General features: G+C 65.7%; 16 protein-coding genes. 4 read left to right on the forward strand and 12 right to left on the reverse strand.

Going from position 1 to position 15,403, the window contains the following annotated elements:
• Nucleotides 1-113: 113 nt before the first annotated feature.
• The 5 genes from NYR58_RS16290 to hemF form a co-directional block, all read right to left on the reverse strand.
• On the reverse strand, nucleotides 114-938 hold the full coding sequence (locus NYR58_RS16290; protein ID WP_261522178.1) for a cytochrome c1: 825 nt from the start codon (nucleotides 936-938) through the stop codon (nucleotides 114-116).
• Between the two features lie 29 nt (nucleotides 939-967).
• Nucleotides 968-2,248, reverse strand: a complete 1,281-nt coding sequence (locus NYR58_RS16295; RefSeq protein WP_261522179.1) for a cytochrome b — start codon at nucleotides 2,246-2,248, stop codon at nucleotides 968-970.
• Between the two features lie 19 nt (nucleotides 2,249-2,267).
• Nucleotides 2,268-2,831 (reverse strand): ubiquinol-cytochrome c reductase iron-sulfur subunit, encoded by a 564-nt coding sequence (petA, locus tag NYR58_RS16300; protein ID WP_261522180.1) that lies wholly within the window; start codon nucleotides 2,829-2,831, stop codon nucleotides 2,268-2,270.
• Between the two features lie 766 nt (nucleotides 2,832-3,597).
• Nucleotides 3,598-3,909, reverse strand: coding sequence for a DUF6665 family protein (locus NYR58_RS16305; RefSeq protein WP_261522181.1), 312 nt, complete (start codon nucleotides 3,907-3,909; stop codon nucleotides 3,598-3,600).
• A gap of 139 nt (nucleotides 3,910-4,048) precedes the next feature.
• The gene (gene hemF / locus NYR58_RS16310) at nucleotides 4,049-4,963 is read right to left on the reverse strand and encodes an oxygen-dependent coproporphyrinogen oxidase (RefSeq protein WP_261522182.1); all 915 of its coding nucleotides are present in this window, start codon (nucleotides 4,961-4,963) and stop codon (nucleotides 4,049-4,051) included.
• A gap of 90 nt (nucleotides 4,964-5,053) precedes the next feature.
• On the opposite strand from hemF, the gene NYR58_RS16315 reads away from it, so the two are divergent.
• Nucleotides 5,054-5,311, forward strand: a complete 258-nt coding sequence (locus NYR58_RS16315; protein ID WP_261522183.1) for a hypothetical protein — start codon at nucleotides 5,054-5,056, stop codon at nucleotides 5,309-5,311.
• Nucleotides 5,312-5,379: 68 nt separating this feature from the next.
• Here the strand turns inward: NYR58_RS16315 and NYR58_RS16320 are convergent, their stop codons facing one another.
• Together NYR58_RS16320 and NYR58_RS16325 are read right to left on the reverse strand one after the other, a co-directional pair.
• Nucleotides 5,380-5,565 carry a DUF1059 domain-containing protein gene (locus NYR58_RS16320; protein WP_261522184.1) on the reverse strand — a complete coding sequence of 62 codons (186 nt, stop codon included), beginning with the start codon at nucleotides 5,563-5,565 and terminating at the stop codon, nucleotides 5,380-5,382.
• An 89-nt stretch (nucleotides 5,566-5,654) separates the two neighbouring features.
• Entirely contained in the window at nucleotides 5,655-6,554 is a 900-nt protein-coding gene (locus NYR58_RS16325; RefSeq protein WP_261522185.1) for a LysR substrate-binding domain-containing protein, read from the reverse strand.
• 92 nt (nucleotides 6,555-6,646) lie between these two features.
• On the opposite strand from NYR58_RS16325, the gene NYR58_RS16330 reads away from it, so the two are divergent.
• Complete coding sequence (locus tag NYR58_RS16330) at nucleotides 6,647-6,838, forward strand: hypothetical protein (protein ID WP_261522186.1); 192 nt, start codon at nucleotides 6,647-6,649, stop codon at nucleotides 6,836-6,838.
• Between the two features lie 7 nt (nucleotides 6,839-6,845).
• Here the strand turns inward: NYR58_RS16330 and NYR58_RS16335 are convergent, their stop codons facing one another.
• Both NYR58_RS16335 and NYR58_RS16340 read right to left on the reverse strand, forming a co-directional pair.
• Nucleotides 6,846-8,726, reverse strand: coding sequence for an ABC transporter ATP-binding protein (locus tag NYR58_RS16335; protein WP_261522187.1), 1,881 nt, complete (start codon nucleotides 8,724-8,726; stop codon nucleotides 6,846-6,848).
• Between the two features lie 2 nt (nucleotides 8,727-8,728).
• Nucleotides 8,729-10,579 (reverse strand): ABC transporter ATP-binding protein, encoded by a 1,851-nt coding sequence (locus NYR58_RS16340; protein WP_261522188.1) that lies wholly within the window; start codon nucleotides 10,577-10,579, stop codon nucleotides 8,729-8,731.
• 574 nt (nucleotides 10,580-11,153) lie between these two features.
• Between NYR58_RS16340 and NYR58_RS16345 the strand changes: the two genes are divergently transcribed.
• Entirely contained in the window at nucleotides 11,154-11,615 is a 462-nt protein-coding gene (locus NYR58_RS16345) for a tRNA (cytidine(34)-2'-O)-methyltransferase (RefSeq protein WP_261522189.1), read from the forward strand.
• Nucleotides 11,616-11,714: 99 nt separating this feature from the next.
• On the opposite strand, the gene NYR58_RS16350 is transcribed toward NYR58_RS16345, so the two are convergent.
• Genes NYR58_RS16350 through NYR58_RS16360 form a run of 3 tightly spaced genes read right to left on the reverse strand, consistent with a single transcriptional unit; the run spans nucleotide 11,715 to nucleotide 14,253 of the window.
• Complete coding sequence (locus tag NYR58_RS16350) at nucleotides 11,715-12,980, reverse strand: CCA tRNA nucleotidyltransferase (RefSeq protein ID WP_261522190.1); 1,266 nt, start codon at nucleotides 12,978-12,980, stop codon at nucleotides 11,715-11,717.
• Nucleotides 12,977-13,618: a CoA pyrophosphatase gene (locus NYR58_RS16355; protein ID WP_261522191.1), complete on the reverse strand. Its 642-nt coding sequence runs from the start codon at nucleotides 13,616-13,618 to the stop codon at nucleotides 12,977-12,979. Before NYR58_RS16355 ends, NYR58_RS16350 begins: the two co-directional genes overlap by 4 nt.
• Complete coding sequence (locus NYR58_RS16360; RefSeq protein WP_261522260.1) at nucleotides 13,615-14,253, reverse strand: DUF1285 domain-containing protein; 639 nt, start codon at nucleotides 14,251-14,253, stop codon at nucleotides 13,615-13,617. Before NYR58_RS16360 ends, NYR58_RS16355 begins: the two co-directional genes overlap by 4 nt.
• Nucleotides 14,254-14,381: 128 nt before the next feature.
• Here NYR58_RS16360 and NYR58_RS16365 point away from each other — a divergent pair, with 128 nt between their 5' ends.
• Nucleotides 14,382-15,401 carry an AAA family ATPase gene (locus tag NYR58_RS16365; RefSeq protein ID WP_261522192.1) on the forward strand — a complete coding sequence of 340 codons (1,020 nt, stop codon included), beginning with the start codon at nucleotides 14,382-14,384 and terminating at the stop codon, nucleotides 15,399-15,401.
• Nucleotides 15,402-15,403: the final 2 nt, after the last annotated feature.

The following is a 15,403-nucleotide window of genomic DNA, read 5'->3' on the forward strand; positions in this document are numbered from 1 at the left end:
AAATCCCAAACCCCAACAAACCCATAAAACAAAACCCCGCCGAAAATGACGGGGTTTGTCAGCGGTCTGAGGGCGCCCGAAGGCGCCCGCTCTTTTCGCATGGGACAGCCCGTTCAGTGAACCGCTGACCACACCTTGCGCTTGGTGAGATACACAAGCCCGCCGAACAGGACGAGGAAGACCATCACGGTGAAGCCCGTGGCCTTGCGCGCCTCGAGGTGCGGCTCGGCGGCCCACATCATGAAGGCTGCGACATCGCGCGCATACTGATCGACCGTCTCCGGGCTGCCATCGTCATAGGTTACCATTCCGTCGGAAAGGGGTGGCGCCATCGCCAGCGATGCAGCGCTGACGAAGTAGGGATTGTAATAGGTTCCCTCGGGAACCTCGTGCCCCTCCGGCGCCTCGCCATAGCCCGTCAGAAGCGCATGGATGTAGTCCACGCCTCCCTCGGCATACTGGGTGAAGATGTCGAAGAGGAAAGTGGGAAAGCCACGCTCCACCGCGCGCGCCTTGGCAAGCAGCGAGAAATCGGGCGGCACGGCGCCGTTGTTGGATGCCGCGGCCTGCTGAGGATTGGCGAAAGGATCGGGGAAATAGTCCGAGGGCTTGCCGGGACGGGTGAACATGTCGCCATTCTCGTCCGGTCCGTCCTCGATCTCGTACTCGGCGGCGATGGCGCGCACCTGCTCGTCCGTATAGCCCAACGCCTCGAGATTGCGGAAGGCGACGCGGCTGAGCCCGTGGCAGGAGGAGCAGACTTCGCGATAGACCTTGAAGCCGCGCTGGAGCTGGCCCTTGTCATACGTGCCGAAGGGACCGGCGAAGCTCCATTCCAGCTCCTGCGGCTTCTTCAGCGGATACTCCGCCGCCGGTGCCGCGGTGGCGAAAGCAACACCGAGACCGAGCGCAGCCAGCCCATGGAAAAACATCTTCATGTTGAAAATCCCCTTGCGCATTCGCCCGCTTACGCCTCTCTGGCGGTGGCCGGCGCGCCGGCCTGCTTCTTCTCGAGAACCGCCTCGGTGATCGAGTTCGGCAGCCGGCGCGGCGTCTCGATGAGCCCGAGCACGGGCATGACGACGAGGAAGAACGCGTAGTAGTAGAGCGTGCCGGCCTGCGCCATCGCAACGTAGATCCCCTCCGCAGGACGGGAGCCCAGCCAGCCCAGGAAGATGGCGTCGGCCACGAACAGCCAGAAGAACAGCTTGTACCAGGGCCTGTAGGCGGCGGAGCGCACCTTCGAGGTGTCGAGCCACGGCGCCAGGAACAGAAGCGCGATGGAGCCGAACATCACCAGCACGCCGCCGAGCTTGGAATCGATCGGCCCGATGTTGAAGGTGATGGCCCGCAACATCGCGTAGAATGGCAGGAAGTACCATTCGGGCACGATGTGGGCAGGCGTCTTGAGCGGATCCGCCTCGATATAGTTGTCCGGATGGCCGAGATAGTTGGGAATGTAGAAGACGAAATAGGCGAACACCAGCAGGAAGACGACCATGGCAAAGCCGTCCTTGATGGTCGCATACGGGGTGAAAGGCACGGTATCCGTCTTCTGCTTGACCTCGATGCCCGTCGGGTTGGTCTGCCCCGTCACGTGCAGCGCCCAGATGTGCAGCACCACGACGCCCGCAATCATGAAGGGCAGAAGATAGTGCAGCGAGAAGAAGCGGTTGAGCGTGGGATTGTCCACCGCGAAGCCGCCGAGAAGGAGCTGCTGGATCCAGTCGCCGACAAGCGGAATGGCTGTGAAGAAGCCGGTGATCACCGTGGCGCCCCAGAAGCTCATCTGCCCCCAGGGAAGCACGTATCCCATGAAGGCGGTGGCCATCATGAGGAGATAGATGATGCAGCCCAGAATCCACAGGAGCTCGCGCGGCGCCTTGTAGGAGCCGTAATAGAGGCCGCGGAAGATGTGCACATAGACGGCGATGAAGAAGAAGGATGCACCGTTGGCGTGCAGATAGCGCAGGAGCCAGCCGGAGTTGACGTCGCGCATGATCTTCTCGACCGAACCGAAGGCGATCTCCGTGTTGGCCGCATAGTGCATCGCAAGCACCACGCCGGTGAGGATCTGCACCGCCAGCATCATGCTGAGGATGCCGCCGAAGGTGTAGGCGTAGTTCAGGTTGCGCGGCACCGGATAGGCGACGAAGGAATCGTAGACCAGACGCGGCAGCGGCAGGCGCGCGTCCATCCAGCGCCCGAGGCCCGTCTTTGGGGTATAGGTCGAGTGTCCACCGCTCATGAAGAATGCGCTCCCTTGCCTACCCGATCTGGATGACCGTGTCGGAGATGAATTCGAAGGTCGGGACGGGCAGGTTCTCCGGCGCCGGTCCCTTGCGGATGCGCCCTGCCGTATCGTAGTGCGAGCCGTGGCAGGGGCAGAACCAGCCGCCGAAATCGCCAGCCTCGCCAAGCGGCACGCAGCCCAGATGCGTGCACACGCCGATCATCACCAGCCAGTTCTCCTTGCCTTCGCCGGCCGAACGGTCGATGTCGGTGGCCGGTGCGTCGGCAGGCAGGTTGGCGTTGCGCGCCACTGGGTCCTTGAGCTCCGACAGGGGAACCTCCCTGGCGGCCTCGATCTCGGCTTCGGTGCGATTGCGGATGAAGACCGGCTGGCCACGCCATTTCACCGTCAGCGACATGCCGGGCTCGACGCCGGAGACGTCCACCTGGATGGAGGCCAATGCGCGCGTGGAGGCATCGGGGCGCATCTGGTCGATGAACGGCCAGGCGGCAGCGGCGGCGCCCACGGCGCCGGCCGTGGCCGTGGCCACGTAGAGGAAATCGCGGCGGGTATGTTCGGTCGAATCGGTTGCGCTCACGGGACTGCGGTCCTTTCACCTTGATACTGCCGGAAGAAGGCATGTCGGCGGTTCCGCCTGCCCGTCGGATTCGCCACGACGGGCTGGCCGTTCCCCCGGCAATTGGCGATGGTTTCTATGCGCGACGACTTGACTTGTCCAGACGCCCGAAGGGCGAGATGGCAGATTGTCGCGGGAAAACATCCTCCTGAGCGATCGGGAGAAACATGTTCGGCCAGCAGCGCAGGCCGGGTGCCGCCGGCGCGGCGGAACAAACCCGGTGCGGACGCCTTCATCGCGCCCCAAGAAGAGACCGCACCGGAACGATCGGCCTCACGCCGTTTCCCCTCGGTATCTCAGGCTCGGCGGATGATCCCGAACCTCCTTGGGCTGAAGCGGGTGCGGCCGATGATTCCAGGCGCGCCGGTTGTCCCCGAACGAATGGACGGGCCTGAAACACCACGGACAGCGGACGGCCGCCCGCGGCACACTGCGACTGCAATGATCGCAAACGAATGACATGAAATGAGCAGACACGGATCGTACTCCCCGCGCGCAGGCGCATTGGCAAAGCTGGCTTTCAGGATTTGCTTGGGAGACCCGGAATGGAGCGGGCGCTGTTGTCTCAGGCCGTCGTCAACCCATCCCGGGCAAAGACATGCGTCTTCCGGGGCACCCTGGGCAGAAGCTGGCAGATTCGCATCGACATGACCCCCGCATGGCCGCCAATTGCGGCAAATGCAAGGAAACGGGCAGGCTTTCCACGCCCTTCGCGGAGCACCGTCCCCTATCGCGCGCCGAGCCGAGCGAGCACGGCGCGCGGAATGGCAAGCTGGCGCACCACCTCTTCGTGGCGTTTCAGGCCGCACAGCTCGCGCTGGATGAAATAGGCATAGACGGCTTCCGCCGCCTCCGCGAGCAGGGCATTGCGCTCCCCGCCCCTCTCCTGATGCGCGGCCAGTCTGGCAAGGGTCTCCTCGGCGCGCCGGCCGGCACGGCCCAGGGCCACCGCCATCTCCTCGGCCAGTTCATGATCGAGCGTGGCAATCCCGGTGCGCGGCCTGACGGAGCCTCCGGAATCGGCCGGACCATGCGTCATGGATGCCTCCCGCAACATGTCTCGTCTCGTGCCATCCCGAGGCAGCCCTATTGTGCCCGCCCCGGCAGGGGCGATCAACCGCCACGGCAGCTCCGCGGGGAGCCGCAGAAGCGTTCGGGATTGCCCGACGACAGGCCGCTCACGGCCACTTCACCACCGGCGGCATGCTGGAAAGGATGGAGTGCACGTTGCCGCCGGTCTTCAGCCCGAAGATCGTGCCACGGTCATAGAGCAGGTTGAATTCCACATATCGCCCGCGGCGGACGAGCTGTTCTTCCCGTTCCTGCTCGCTCCAGGGCGTGTTGAAGTTGCGTCGCACGAGCTGCTCATAGATGTCGAGAAAGGCAAGGCCGACATCCTTGGTGAACGCGAAATCGGCCTGCCAGCCGCCCTTCTCCTCGGGGCTTTTCAGCCAGTCGTAGAAGATGCCGCCAATGCCGCGCGGCTCTCCCCGGTGGGGCAGGAAGAAATACTCGTCGCACCAACGCTTGAAATGCCGGTGGTCGGCGACCGCGGCATGCCGCTCGCACACGCTGCGCATCGCTTCGTGGAAAGCGATCGAATCGGGGTCCTCGCGGGTGCGTCGGCGATCGAGCATCGGCGTCAGGTCGGCGCCGCCGCCGAACCACTGGCGTGTGGTGACGACCATGCGCGTGTTCATGTGCACGGCCGGCACATGCGGGTTCTGCGGATGGGCGATGAGCGAGATGCCGGACGCCCAGAAGCGCGGATCGTCTTCCGCGCCGGGAATCTGCCGGCGGAACTCGGGCGAAAACTCGCCATGGACGGTCGAGGTATGCACGCCCACCTTCTCGAACACGCGCCCGCGCAACATCGACATGACGCCGCCGCCGCCCCGGCCTTCCTCGCGCTGCCACGGCGTGCGCTCGAAGCGGCCCGGCGCGCGCTCCGCAAGCGGCCCCTCCAGCGCCTCCTCCAGAGCCTCGAAGGCGGCACAGATGCGGTCTCGCAGCTCCTCGAACCATGCCATCGCCGCCGCCTTCTTGTCTTCGATGTCCTCGGGCAATCCGGCCGGTATGTCGGGTTTGTCCATCGGGTTCCTCGTGGCAGCGGCAGACAAAGGACTCGCATTTTTCGTCTGCGATCCCTAATCTTCCTTTCCAACGGGTCAAGGAGTTCTTTCGTGCGTGTGCCCGCCAAGCCTCCCCTCGAGGGCCTGAAGCGTGCCCTCGACAAGAAGCGCGCCAGCGGCCATCGCCTGCCGCGCGACGGCTTTTTGCGCGAGACCTTCTCTCTGCCGCGTGAACAGGCGCGCGCCAAGGCGCGCGAGTGGCTGGAGCGCTGGCCCAAGCAGGCTTACTGGACGGAAATCGAAAGCTGGTGCGAGCGCCCCGGCGACATCATCGAGTTCACCATGCGCCGCCTGCCGAGCGCCGACTGAAGCGTCCGCCGCGACGTTCCCGGCCTCGCCCCACTCGCCCGGTCGAATGTACAGGAGAGAACGCGGCGCTACGCCGCGTTCCGGGCCTGCGTGATGCGCGAGCGGATGGCCTCCACCATGCTCTCGCGGATGATCGTCTCGCCATGCACCTCGCGCAGATGCGCCACCGCGCGGCGGATAACCTCCGCCTCCTCCTCATGCCGCGTGTGCCATTCGCACCCGGGGACAAGCGATCCGCAATGAAATTCCTTCATTGTCGTTCCTCCTTCGTTTTGCGCGTTGGCCATGCACACACTATAGCACATTTGGGCAGGCTGGCCGAATGCGGACGGGATCTGCATGGTCACAATTTGTACTGCGCTGCGATATCGGCAGTCTCTTCCCGGATCCAGGCCTTGAAATCCTTTACCTTTTGCGGCTCGGGCCGGTTCTGCGATGTCACCATCCAATAGCTGAACGCGGTTTCCGCCAGCTCCCGGAAGGGCCGCACGAGCAGCCCGGCCGACAGGGCATCGTGGGCAAGAAACGGCCAGGCGAGCAGCACCCCCTGCCCGGCGATGGCCGCATCGAGGGCGAGCGCCGCATCGGTGAAGCTGTCGCCTTCGGGCAGGTCGTTCTCGCTCATGCCGTGCGATGCAAGCCACAGATCCCAGCTCAGGTTGGAATTGGCATCGCGCACGATCGGCGCGCGGAGCAGGTCGCGCGGCGTCTTCAGGCGCTCGCAGAGCGCCGGCGCGCAGACGGGAAAGACCGCCAGATCCAGGACCCGCTCCGCCCTCACCCCCGGCCAGCCCCCCTTTCCCACGCGAAACGCCAGGTCGATGTCCGAAGCGTCGGGATTGACGAGCGCGACGGAAGCGTCGAGCCTCAGACGCAACTCGGGATGCCGTGCGGAGAAGCGCGAAAGCCGCGGAACAAGCCATTTTGCCGCGAGGACGGGCGCGGCGGAGATGGTCAGCACCGTATCGGCATGGCGGCGCGACAGCGCCACCGCCTCATCCAGCCGGCCGAAGCCCTCGCTCAACCAGCCGGCAATCCGCCGTCCGAAGGCCGTCGGCACCAGCCCCTTCCGGGTGCGCTCGAACACGGCCTGGCCAAGCTGGCGCTCGCAGCGCAACACATGCTGGCTCACCGCTCCCACCGAGACACCGAGTTCTTCCGCAGCGGCTGCCAGGGAGCCCAACCGCAGAACCGCCTCGACGGCGCGCAGGGCGTTGAGATGGACGCGATTCAGGTTTCTCATATAGTTTTTCTATATCAAAGCGCAGGCAATCTCCATTGAAGACTGCCGCAAAGAGGGGAAAATTGCGGTTATACAGCTCGGAGAACGAAGAAATGGTACAGATTTTCTTGAGATTGACCACCACCCTGCGCCGCCGCGGGCAGCAGCTTGAGGCGGTCGAGGACCACACGCGCGAGCAGGAGCCGTGGTGCCGCGATCCGCTGCTGCATCCCGACATTGCGGCGATGAGCCCGCGCGAACAGGCCGACCTGCCGTTGCGTGGCACGCATGCCTGCCGCTGCTGACGGCAGCCTACTCCGCCGCCAGCCTTCCGCCCAGGAAACCGCCCGACTGGCGCTTCCAGAGCTGGGCGTAGAGGCCGCCACGGGCCACCAGCGCCTCGTGGCTGCCCTCCTCCACGACGGCACCGTTGTCCAGCACGATCACGCGGTCGAGCGCGGCGATGGTGGAGAGGCGATGGGCAATGGCCACCACGGTCTTGCCTTCCATCAGCGTGGCGAGGTTTTCCTGAATGGCCGCCTCGATCTCCGAATCGAGCGCCGAGGTCGCCTCGTCGAGGATGAGGATCGGCGCGTTCTTCAGCATCATGCGGGCGATGGCGATGCGCTGGCGCTGGCCGCCGGAAAGCTTCACCCCGCGCTCGCCCACATGCGCGTCATAGCCTCTTCTGCCCTTCGGATCCGTCACGCCGAGGATGAAGTCATGCGCGGAGGCCCGCCGGGCGGCCGCCACGATTTCCGCCTCGCTGGCGCCGGGCCTGCCATAGGCGATGTTGTCGCGGATGGAGCGGTGCATCAGCATCGGCTCCTGGCTGACGACGCCGAACTGGGCGCGCAGCGAAGCCTGGGTGATCCTGCGGATGTCCTGCCCGTCGAGCAGGATGCGCCCGCCCTCCACATCGAAAAGCCGCAGCAGCAGGTTGACGACGGTCGTCTTGCCGGCGCCGGAGGGCCCGACCAGCGCCACCCGCTCGCCGGGCCGGATGTGCAGGTTGAGGCCGTCCAGCACGCCGCCATCCTTGCCGTAGTGGAACGACACGTTTTCGAAGCGGATGTCGCCCCTGGCCGTATCCATCACCCGCGCGTCCGCCGCGTCGCGGATGGCCGGGCGGCGCGAGATCACGCCCGTGGCGTCCTGCACGGTGGCATAGGCGCGGATCAGCCCGTTGACGGAGAACATCATGTAGCCCGACATCTGGTTGAGCCGGAAGACCAGCCCCATGGCGGCGGCGATCTCGCCCGTGGAGGCATTGCCGTTCATCCAGCTCATCACGGCCAGCGTGCCCACCGCCGCCATCATCATGCCGTTGAGGATGAAGACGGTGGCCCGCACGCGCGTAATGGCGCGCGTCAGCGTTCGCACCGCCCTCAAAAGCCGCGTCATGCCGTCGCGCACATAGGCGTGCTCGCGCCGTCCGCTGTCATACAGCTTCACGGCCATGATGTTGGTAAAGGCGTCGACCATGCGCCCGTTGAGGATGGAACGCTCGTCCGCGCGGCGCCTGCCGGCCTCGCGCAGGGGCGGCAGAAGGTAGCGCGCGGCCAGGAGAAACGCCGCAAACCACAGCCCCAGCACGAGGCCGAGCAGCGGGTCGAGCGCGGCCAGAATGGTGGCGGCCAGGAAAAGGAAGGTCAGGAAGCTCCAGATGGTCTGCAGCGCGGAGACGATGAAGTCTCCGGTCGCCTCCCCGCCCTGCATGATCTTGGTGGCGATGCGGCCGGCAAAATCGTTCTGGTAGAACTCGTAGGGCTGGTCCATCACCCGGCGGAAGGCCTGCCAGCGCACCCGCTGATAGAAGGAGGGCGCGATCACCTGTTCCTCAAGAACCGTATTGGCGAGCATCACCGCCGCGCGGGCGAAGAGAACGAGAAAGCCAAGTCCCAGCAACACCGGCCAGTGCTCGGCGAGAAGCGTGTCGGGTGTCGAGGCGTCGAGAATGTCGATCAGCTTGCCGAGGCCCCAATACAGGCTGGCATCCACCGCGCCCGCCAGGCCGCCGATCAGCAGCAGCAGGATGAACGGCCCCTTGGCCTGGGCGGCGAAGAAAAGGATGAAGCGGAAGGCATCGGTCGGCAGCACCTCGCGCTCGGTGTCGCCGAAGGGGTCGATCACCCCTTCGGCGCGCCGCCACAGGCGCTCGCTCAGCCCTGGCCGTTCCTCATCCGTGCTCATCTCTACTCCGCAGCCTCCGCCGCCTGTTCGACATTGATGAAACCGCCCGACTGGCGCTGCCAGAGCTGGGCGTAGATGCCGCCCCTAGCGATCAGCTCGTCATGGCTGCCTTCCTCGACGATGCGTCCGCCGTCCATCACCACCAGCCGGTCCATGGCGGCGATGGTCGACAGCCGGTGGGCGATGGCGATCACCGTCTTGCCGGCCATCAGCGCCGCCAGGTTCTCCTGAATGGCGGCCTCCGCCTCCGAATCGAGAGCCGAGGTCGCCTCGTCCAGGATCAGGATCGGCGCGTCCTTCAACATCACCCGTGCAATGGCGATGCGCTGACGCTGACCGCCGGAAAGCTTGACGCCGCGCTCGCCCACATGCGCGTCGAAACCCTTCCGCCCCTTTATGTCGGCCAGCCCCTCGATGAAGTCCAGGGCCTCGGCGCGCCGAGCCGCCTCGCGCATCATCTTCTCGCTGGCATCGGGGCGGCCATAGAGAATGTTTTCGCGCACCGAGCGATGCAGCAGCGAGGTATCCTGAGTGACCACCCCGATTTGCGCGCGCAGCGAATCCTGCTTCACCCCGCGGATGTCGGTGCCGTCGATCAGGATGCGGCCACCCTCAAGATCGTAGAAGCGCAGCAGCAGATTGACCAGCGTCGACTTGCCGGCACCGGAACGGCCCACCAGCCCCACCTTCTCGCCCGGGCGGATCGTCAGCGACAGGTCCTCGATCACGCCGCCCTTCTTGCCGTAGTGAAAGCGGATGCGATCGAAGACGATCTCGCCCCTGGTGACCTGCAGTTCCCTCGCCCCCTGCTTGTCCTCGACAAGACGCGGCAGCGAGATGGAGGAGATGCCGTCCTGCACCGTGCCGATGTTCTCGAACAGCATGGTCAGTTCCCACATGATCCACTGCGACATGCCCCACAATCTCAGCACCAGGCCGATGACCACGGCAACGGCGCCGATCGACACCATCTCGCCCAGCCACAACCAGATCGACAGCCCGCCGACGGCGAACAGGCACAGCGAATTGAGAAGGTAGAGCAGGCCGTAGAGGCCCGTGACGAGCCGCATCTGCCTGTAGACTGTCTTCAGGAAGCCCGACATGCCCTCGCGCGCATAGTCGGCCTCGCGGCGTGCATGGGAGAACAGCTTCACCGTCTGGATGTTGGTGTAGCTGTCCACAACGCGGCCGGTCATCACCGCGCGCGCGTCGGCCTGTTCCTTGGCCACGCGTCCCAGCCGCGGCACGAAATGGCGAAGCAGCAGGACATAGCCGACCAGCCAGGCCGCCAGCGGCGCGGCCAGCCGCAGGTCGGCCGACGCCACGATCACCAGCATGCCGGCGAAATAGACCGTGACGTAGTTGAGGACGTCGATCAGCTTGATGACGCATTCGCGCACGGCAAGCGCCGTCTGCATGAGCTTCGTGGCGATGCGCCCGGCAAACTCGTCCTGATAGAAGGCCATAGACTGCTTGAGCAGGTAGCGGTGCACCTGCCAGCGGATGCGCATGGGAAAGTTGCCGAGCAGCACCTGATGGTTGGTCAGGGAATGCAGCACCACCGTCAGCGGCAGGAAAACGAGGACGATGAAGGCCATCCCCGCGAGCTTCCAGCCCTCTTCCTGGAGGAAGGTCTCCCGGTCCCGGTTGGCCAGCCAATCGACGATGTTGCCGAGGAAGGAGAACATCCAGACCTCGGTGATCGCGATCACGGCGGTAAGAATCGCAAGCAGCGTCAGATAGCCCCACGCGCCCCGGATGAAATACAGGCAGAAGGCAATCAGCGTCCTGGGCGGCTCCCCCGGCTCCTCGGCGGGAAAGGGCGGCAAACGTCGTTCGAACCAGCTAAACATCGTATCGTCCTCGATGGCGTCTCTCGCCCCTCAACGGTGCCCCTTGCGCGGCACGGTGGGCATTGCCGGCCCCGAATGTGCGCTCGGCCGGGCTTTGGTCTCGGTGGGAAGCCGCTTGGTGCCGGCATCCTTCCCTGGCACTTGCAGTGGGGGATGCGGCATTTGCACTCCCTTGCCAAGGGCGGCGGCAAAGGCTCCTGACAGGGTTTTGGCGGGAGCCTGCGGTGGCAGTGCGGCGACGGATTGTGCGGGCGCCTTGCGCCCCCTGGAGATTCCTGCAGACATGAAGCGAATCCTTGTTCAATCCGGAAAGGGTTCCCGGCGGATTCGCTCGCTGGACTTCTAGAAAGTAGGGAGAATCTTCGGAACGAAAACCGCCGTCAGGCCATGCGCCCAATGCCGGGCCGCATACGGACGAAGGAAATGAGAACCAGATTGTCCATACCTGCCTCCAGCGGTTTAAGTGAATTGCCGCGCACTTATATCTATGGTGGATGGAGATGACCAGAGGCTGCCCCCTTGCCGGCACCCCCTTCTCCGCCGATGTGTCCGGAAAGCTACACTTGAGAGCGTCATGAACCGCCGTGGCATCCGCATTGCGCTTTACCAGCCTGACATTCCGGGAAACACCGGGGCCGTGCTGCGTCTTGCCGCCTGTCTGGGCCTTACGGTGGATCTCATCGAGCCGGCAGGCTTCGATCTGTCGAACCGGGCGCTGAAGCGCGCCGGCATGGACTATCTGGAGCTTGCCGCCCTGCAGCGCCACGCCTCCTGGGAGGAGTTCGAACATTGGCGACGTCGGGAGGGATACCGGCTGCTGCTGTTCACCACCGCCGCTGCCGTGCCCTACACGGCCTTCTCCTTCCGTGATGGCGACATCCTGCTGTTCGGGCGCGAATCCGCCGGCGTGCCGGAGGAGGTCCACGCGGCGGCCGACTGCCGGCTGCGCATCCCCATGCGGCCGGAGGCCCGCAGCCTCAATGTCGCCCTCGCCGCCGCCATGGCCTGCGGCGAGGCGCTGCGCCAGGCCGGATAGCGCCATCCATTTCTTGTCAAAAAGCGGCAGGCCCATGGCTTCCTCGTTCCGTCATCGAGGAGGCCGGGCTACACCCTCAAGCTTGGTTGAGGTCAAGGCTCAATTGCGCTTTTTCTGCGCGGGCTTGCCGGCCATCTCCAGAAGTGCCTGGCGCGTCAGCGTGAAGCCGGAGTCGACCCACGCATCTTCCAGCCGGGAAAGAAGGGCCCCCAGTTCGGCGCCGGGTGCATGGCCCCCTGCCAGCAGGTCCCTGCCCTTGACCGGCATGATCGGCCTTTCCCAGCCTGCCAGGATGTCGAGCAGTCGCCGGAAGCCTTCCGCCGCGCCCTGCGCCTTCTCATCCGTGCTGGCGCGCGCGGCCGCCAGAGCCAGGCGCAGGCGCGTCTCGATGCCTGCGGCATCGCTGCGGTAGAGCAGCCTGGCGAAATCGCTCTGGCTCGATGCCGGATCGGGAAGCGGCGCCTCGGCCCAGGCGAGAAGAGCCGCCGTCTCGGCGCGGGAAAGCCGCAGCCGCGACGCAAGCCCCCTCACCCGCTGCACATCGGGCCGGATCATGGCTGCCAGCCGCAGCAGCGGATCGGGCCGCCAGCCGAGCGCCTGCTCGGTCTCGACGAGGGAGGGAATGGCATCAATGCCCCATTTCTCCGTTTCGGGCAGCAGAATGCCCAGCACGTTGGTGGTGCGCATCCACAGCAGCGCCCGCCCCGGATCGGGCGCCGAAAGCAGCTTCTTCAGCTCGCTCCACACCCGCTCGGCGGAAAGACGGGCAAGCCCCTCCTTCAGACGCGCACAGGCCTTCAGCCCCTCCGCGTCGGGCCGGCCCGCGCCATACCAGGCAAAGAAGCGGAAGAACCGCAGGATGCGCAGGAAATCCTCGCGGATGCGCGTTTCCGCGTCACCGATGAAGCGCAGGTTGCCGGCCCTCAGGTCTTCGAGCCCGCCCACCAGGTCCACCACCGTCCCGTCAGCCGTGGCATAGAGCCCATTGATCGTGAAGTCGCGGCGCTGCGCATCGCTTTCCCAGTCCCGCCCGAAGACGACCCGCGCCCGGCGGCCGTCCGTCTCGACGTCGGCGCGCAGCGTCGTCACCTCATAGGGTTTTCCCTTGGCGACCACGGTCACCGTGCCGTGCTCATAGCCCGTGGGCACCACCTTGAAACCGGCCGCTTCCGCCCGCCGCGTCGTCTCGTCCGGCGGAGTGGTCGTGGCGATATCGACATCGGTGACCGGCTGGCCCAGAAGCGCGTTGCGCACGGCCCCGCCGGCAATGCGCGCCTCCTCGCCATCTGCGTTGAGAACGGCAAGCAGCGCCTGCAGACCCGGTTCATCGAGCCAACCGGCTCCCGAAAGCGTCACGGGGCTCATCGCGCATACAGCCTTTCATAGAGCATATGGAGGATGCCAGCGGTGACTCCCCATATGAAGCGTTCGCCATAAGGCATTGTGTAATAAAAGCGTTCCCGTTCCTGCCAGATGCGGCTTTCCCGCCGGTGATTGGCAGGATCCATGAGAAAGGACAGAGGCACCTCGAAGGCCGCCTCCACCTCCTGCGGGTTGAGGCGGAGCGTGAAGCCCGGACGCACCACCCCGATGACGGGACGGATGCGATAGCCGCTGCCCGTCACGTAGTCCGGCATGCGGGCGACGATTTCGACATGCGCCGGATCGAGGCCGATCTCCTCCTGCGCCTCGCGCAGGGCGGCGGCTTCCGGCGAAGGGTCCGCGTCGTCGATTCGCCCGCCGGGCAGCGCGATCTGGCCGGAGTGGCTGCGCAGATTGGCTGACCGCTGGGTGAGGATGACGGTGCCTTCCTCCCCGTGATCGACGACCGGCACGAGCACGGCCGCATCGTGCAGCCGGCTTCTGAGGAGGAGCTGGGCAATGTCGGGGTTGAGCCGGTGATCGCCATAGAGATCGGGCCTGGCTTCCAGCTCCTGCGCGGCCGCGCGGCGGCGCAATTCCTGCGCCGAGAACAGAGAGCTTTCGGTTGCGCGCGCGCTCATCCGCTCAGCGCCTTAAGTTCCTGTGCCGGCATGATGGGAAACACCGCCCCGGCCGAGCGCACCGCAAACATGCGCCGGCCACCAATCTCCAGCTCCTCGCCGAGCGCGGCAAGCTCGTAGGTCACCGGCCGCGCCAGCAGCGCCTCCAGCCGGCCACGCACCAGAAGATAGGGCTTCATGCCGCTCGTGCCGTCCTCGTCGGCAAAGCGGATGGGATGGTCGGGGCCCGCCTCGACCACATCGCCCACATTGGTGCGAAAGGTCAGACGCTGGCTTTCGCCCCGCCCTGTCACCGCCATCTCGACGGCAAGGAAGGGCGCGTCCTCGACACGGATGCCCACCTTCTCTGCCGGCGTCACGAGATAGGTCTTTCCGTCCTTGTCCTTGCGCAGCACGGAGGAGAAGAGCTGCACCAGGGGCATGCGGCCGATGGGCGTGCCCAAATAGAACCAGGTGCCGTCGGCCCGGATTTCCATGTCGAGATCGCCGCAGAACGGCGGATTCCATCGCTCCACGGGCGGCACACCCCGTCCCGCACGGGCTGCGCGGGCAATCAGGGCAGACAGCGCGGCGGCATCGGGAGCCTCCGAAAGCGGCTTCTGCTGGCCGGAATTGTTGCGGTCCGCATCAGTCATGGTCACGAAATAGTCACTGTTCTTCGGCTTGTCAGCCTTGGGAACTGATTTAAGCTTCCCTGGTGGCTGCCTGTGAGTCCCATCTATCGCAGAGTGGGCCATTTCGGCAAAGCAAGGACAACAGCCGCATGAGCATCATCGCCAGGGAAAATCAGGCCGGCGCAAGGATCGGCGAGAAGGAAATGGTGGCCGAGGCCGAAGCGGCGCTCGCCGACATCGCGCGGGTGCGGGAAGGCATCGGCCGCGTGATCTTCGGCCAGGAAGCGGTGGTGGAACGCACGCTGGTGGCGCTGCTGGCCGGCGGGCATGCGCTTCTGGTGGGTGTGCCGGGACTTGCCAAGACCAAGCTTGTGGAAACCCTTGGCGTGGTTCTGGGGCTTGATGCACAGCGCATCCAGTTCACGCCGGACCTTATGCCATCGGACATTCTGGGCTCCGAGGTGATGGAGCAGGACGAGACGGGCCGCCGCGGCTTCCGCTTCATCCCGGGGCCGATCTTCGCCCAGCTCCTGATGGCCGACGAGATCAACCGCGCAAGCCCGCGCACCCAGTCCGCCCTCCTGCAATCCATGCAGGAATATCATGTCACCGTCGCCGGCCACCGGCATGACCTGCCCTCCCCCTTCCACGTGCTCGCCACGCAGAACCCGCTGGAGCAGGAAGGCACCTACCCGCTGCCCGAGGCCCAGCTCGACCGTTTCCTGATGCAGGTGGACATCCTCTATCCCGAACTCGACGCGGAAAGGCGCATTCTGCTGGAGACCACGGGCGCCGAAGAGGCAAAGCCCGAAAACGTGCTTGGCCCGGAGCGGCTCAAGCAGGTGCAGGCGCTCATCCGTCGCATGCCGGTGCCCGAAAGCGTGGTGGAGGCCATCCTGGCACTGGTGCGCTCGGCGCGCCCCGGCCTCGGCCATCCAGAGACGGATCGGCATGTGGCCTGGGGTCCGGGCCCGCGCGCCAGCCAGGCGCTGACGCTGTGCGCCCGCGCCCGCGCGCTTTATGACGGGCGTCTTGCCCCTTCGGTGGACGATGTGCGCGCGCTGGCAGAGCCGGTGCTGCAGCATCGCATGGCGCTCACCTTCGCCGCACGGGCGGAGGGCATGAGCGTGCGCGACGTCATCGCCCGGCTGGTCAAGGCGCTGGGGTGACG

The sequence above is a fragment of the Chelativorans intermedius genome (genome assembly GCF_025398255.1).
GTDB lineage: Bacteria > Pseudomonadota > Alphaproteobacteria > Rhizobiales > Rhizobiaceae > Chelativorans > Chelativorans intermedius.

What these genes read in the sequence shown, in the direction of transcription:
- NYR58_RS16365 (WP_261522192.1), top strand. Translation starts at nt 14,382, where the DNA reads ATGAGCATCATCGCCAGGGAAAATCAGGCCGGCGCAAGGATCGGCGAG.
- NYR58_RS16290 (WP_261522178.1), bottom strand. Translation starts at nt 938, where the DNA reads ATGAAGATGTTTTTCCATGGGCTGGCTGCGCTCGGTCTCGGTGTTGCT.
- NYR58_RS16350 (WP_261522190.1), bottom strand. Translation starts at nt 12,980, where the DNA reads ATGAGCCCCGTGACGCTTTCGGGAGCCGGTTGGCTCGATGAACCGGGT.
- NYR58_RS16320 (WP_261522184.1), bottom strand. Translation starts at nt 5,565, where the DNA reads ATGAAGGAATTTCATTGCGGATCGCTTGTCCCCGGGTGCGAATGGCAC.
- NYR58_RS16345 (WP_261522189.1), top strand. Translation starts at nt 11,154, where the DNA reads ATGAACCGCCGTGGCATCCGCATTGCGCTTTACCAGCCTGACATTCCG.
- NYR58_RS16325 (WP_261522185.1), bottom strand. Translation starts at nt 6,554, where the DNA reads ATGAGAAACCTGAATCGCGTCCATCTCAACGCCCTGCGCGCCGTCGAG.
- NYR58_RS16360 (WP_261522260.1), bottom strand. Translation starts at nt 14,253, where the DNA reads ATGACTGATGCGGACCGCAACAATTCCGGCCAGCAGAAGCCGCTTTCG.
- NYR58_RS16335 (WP_261522187.1), bottom strand. Translation starts at nt 8,726, where the DNA reads ATGAGCACGGATGAGGAACGGCCAGGGCTGAGCGAGCGCCTGTGGCGG.
- NYR58_RS16295 (WP_261522179.1), bottom strand. Translation starts at nt 2,248, where the DNA reads ATGAGCGGTGGACACTCGACCTATACCCCAAAGACGGGCCTCGGGCGC.
- NYR58_RS16305 (WP_261522181.1), bottom strand. Translation starts at nt 3,909, where the DNA reads ATGACGCATGGTCCGGCCGATTCCGGAGGCTCCGTCAGGCCGCGCACC.
- NYR58_RS16340 (WP_261522188.1), bottom strand. Translation starts at nt 10,579, where the DNA reads ATGTTTAGCTGGTTCGAACGACGTTTGCCGCCCTTTCCCGCCGAGGAG.
- NYR58_RS16330 (WP_261522186.1), top strand. Translation starts at nt 6,647, where the DNA reads ATGGTACAGATTTTCTTGAGATTGACCACCACCCTGCGCCGCCGCGGG.
- hemF (WP_261522182.1), bottom strand. Translation starts at nt 4,963, where the DNA reads ATGGACAAACCCGACATACCGGCCGGATTGCCCGAGGACATCGAAGAC.
- NYR58_RS16355 (WP_261522191.1), bottom strand. Translation starts at nt 13,618, where the DNA reads ATGAGCGCGCGCGCAACCGAAAGCTCTCTGTTCTCGGCGCAGGAATTG.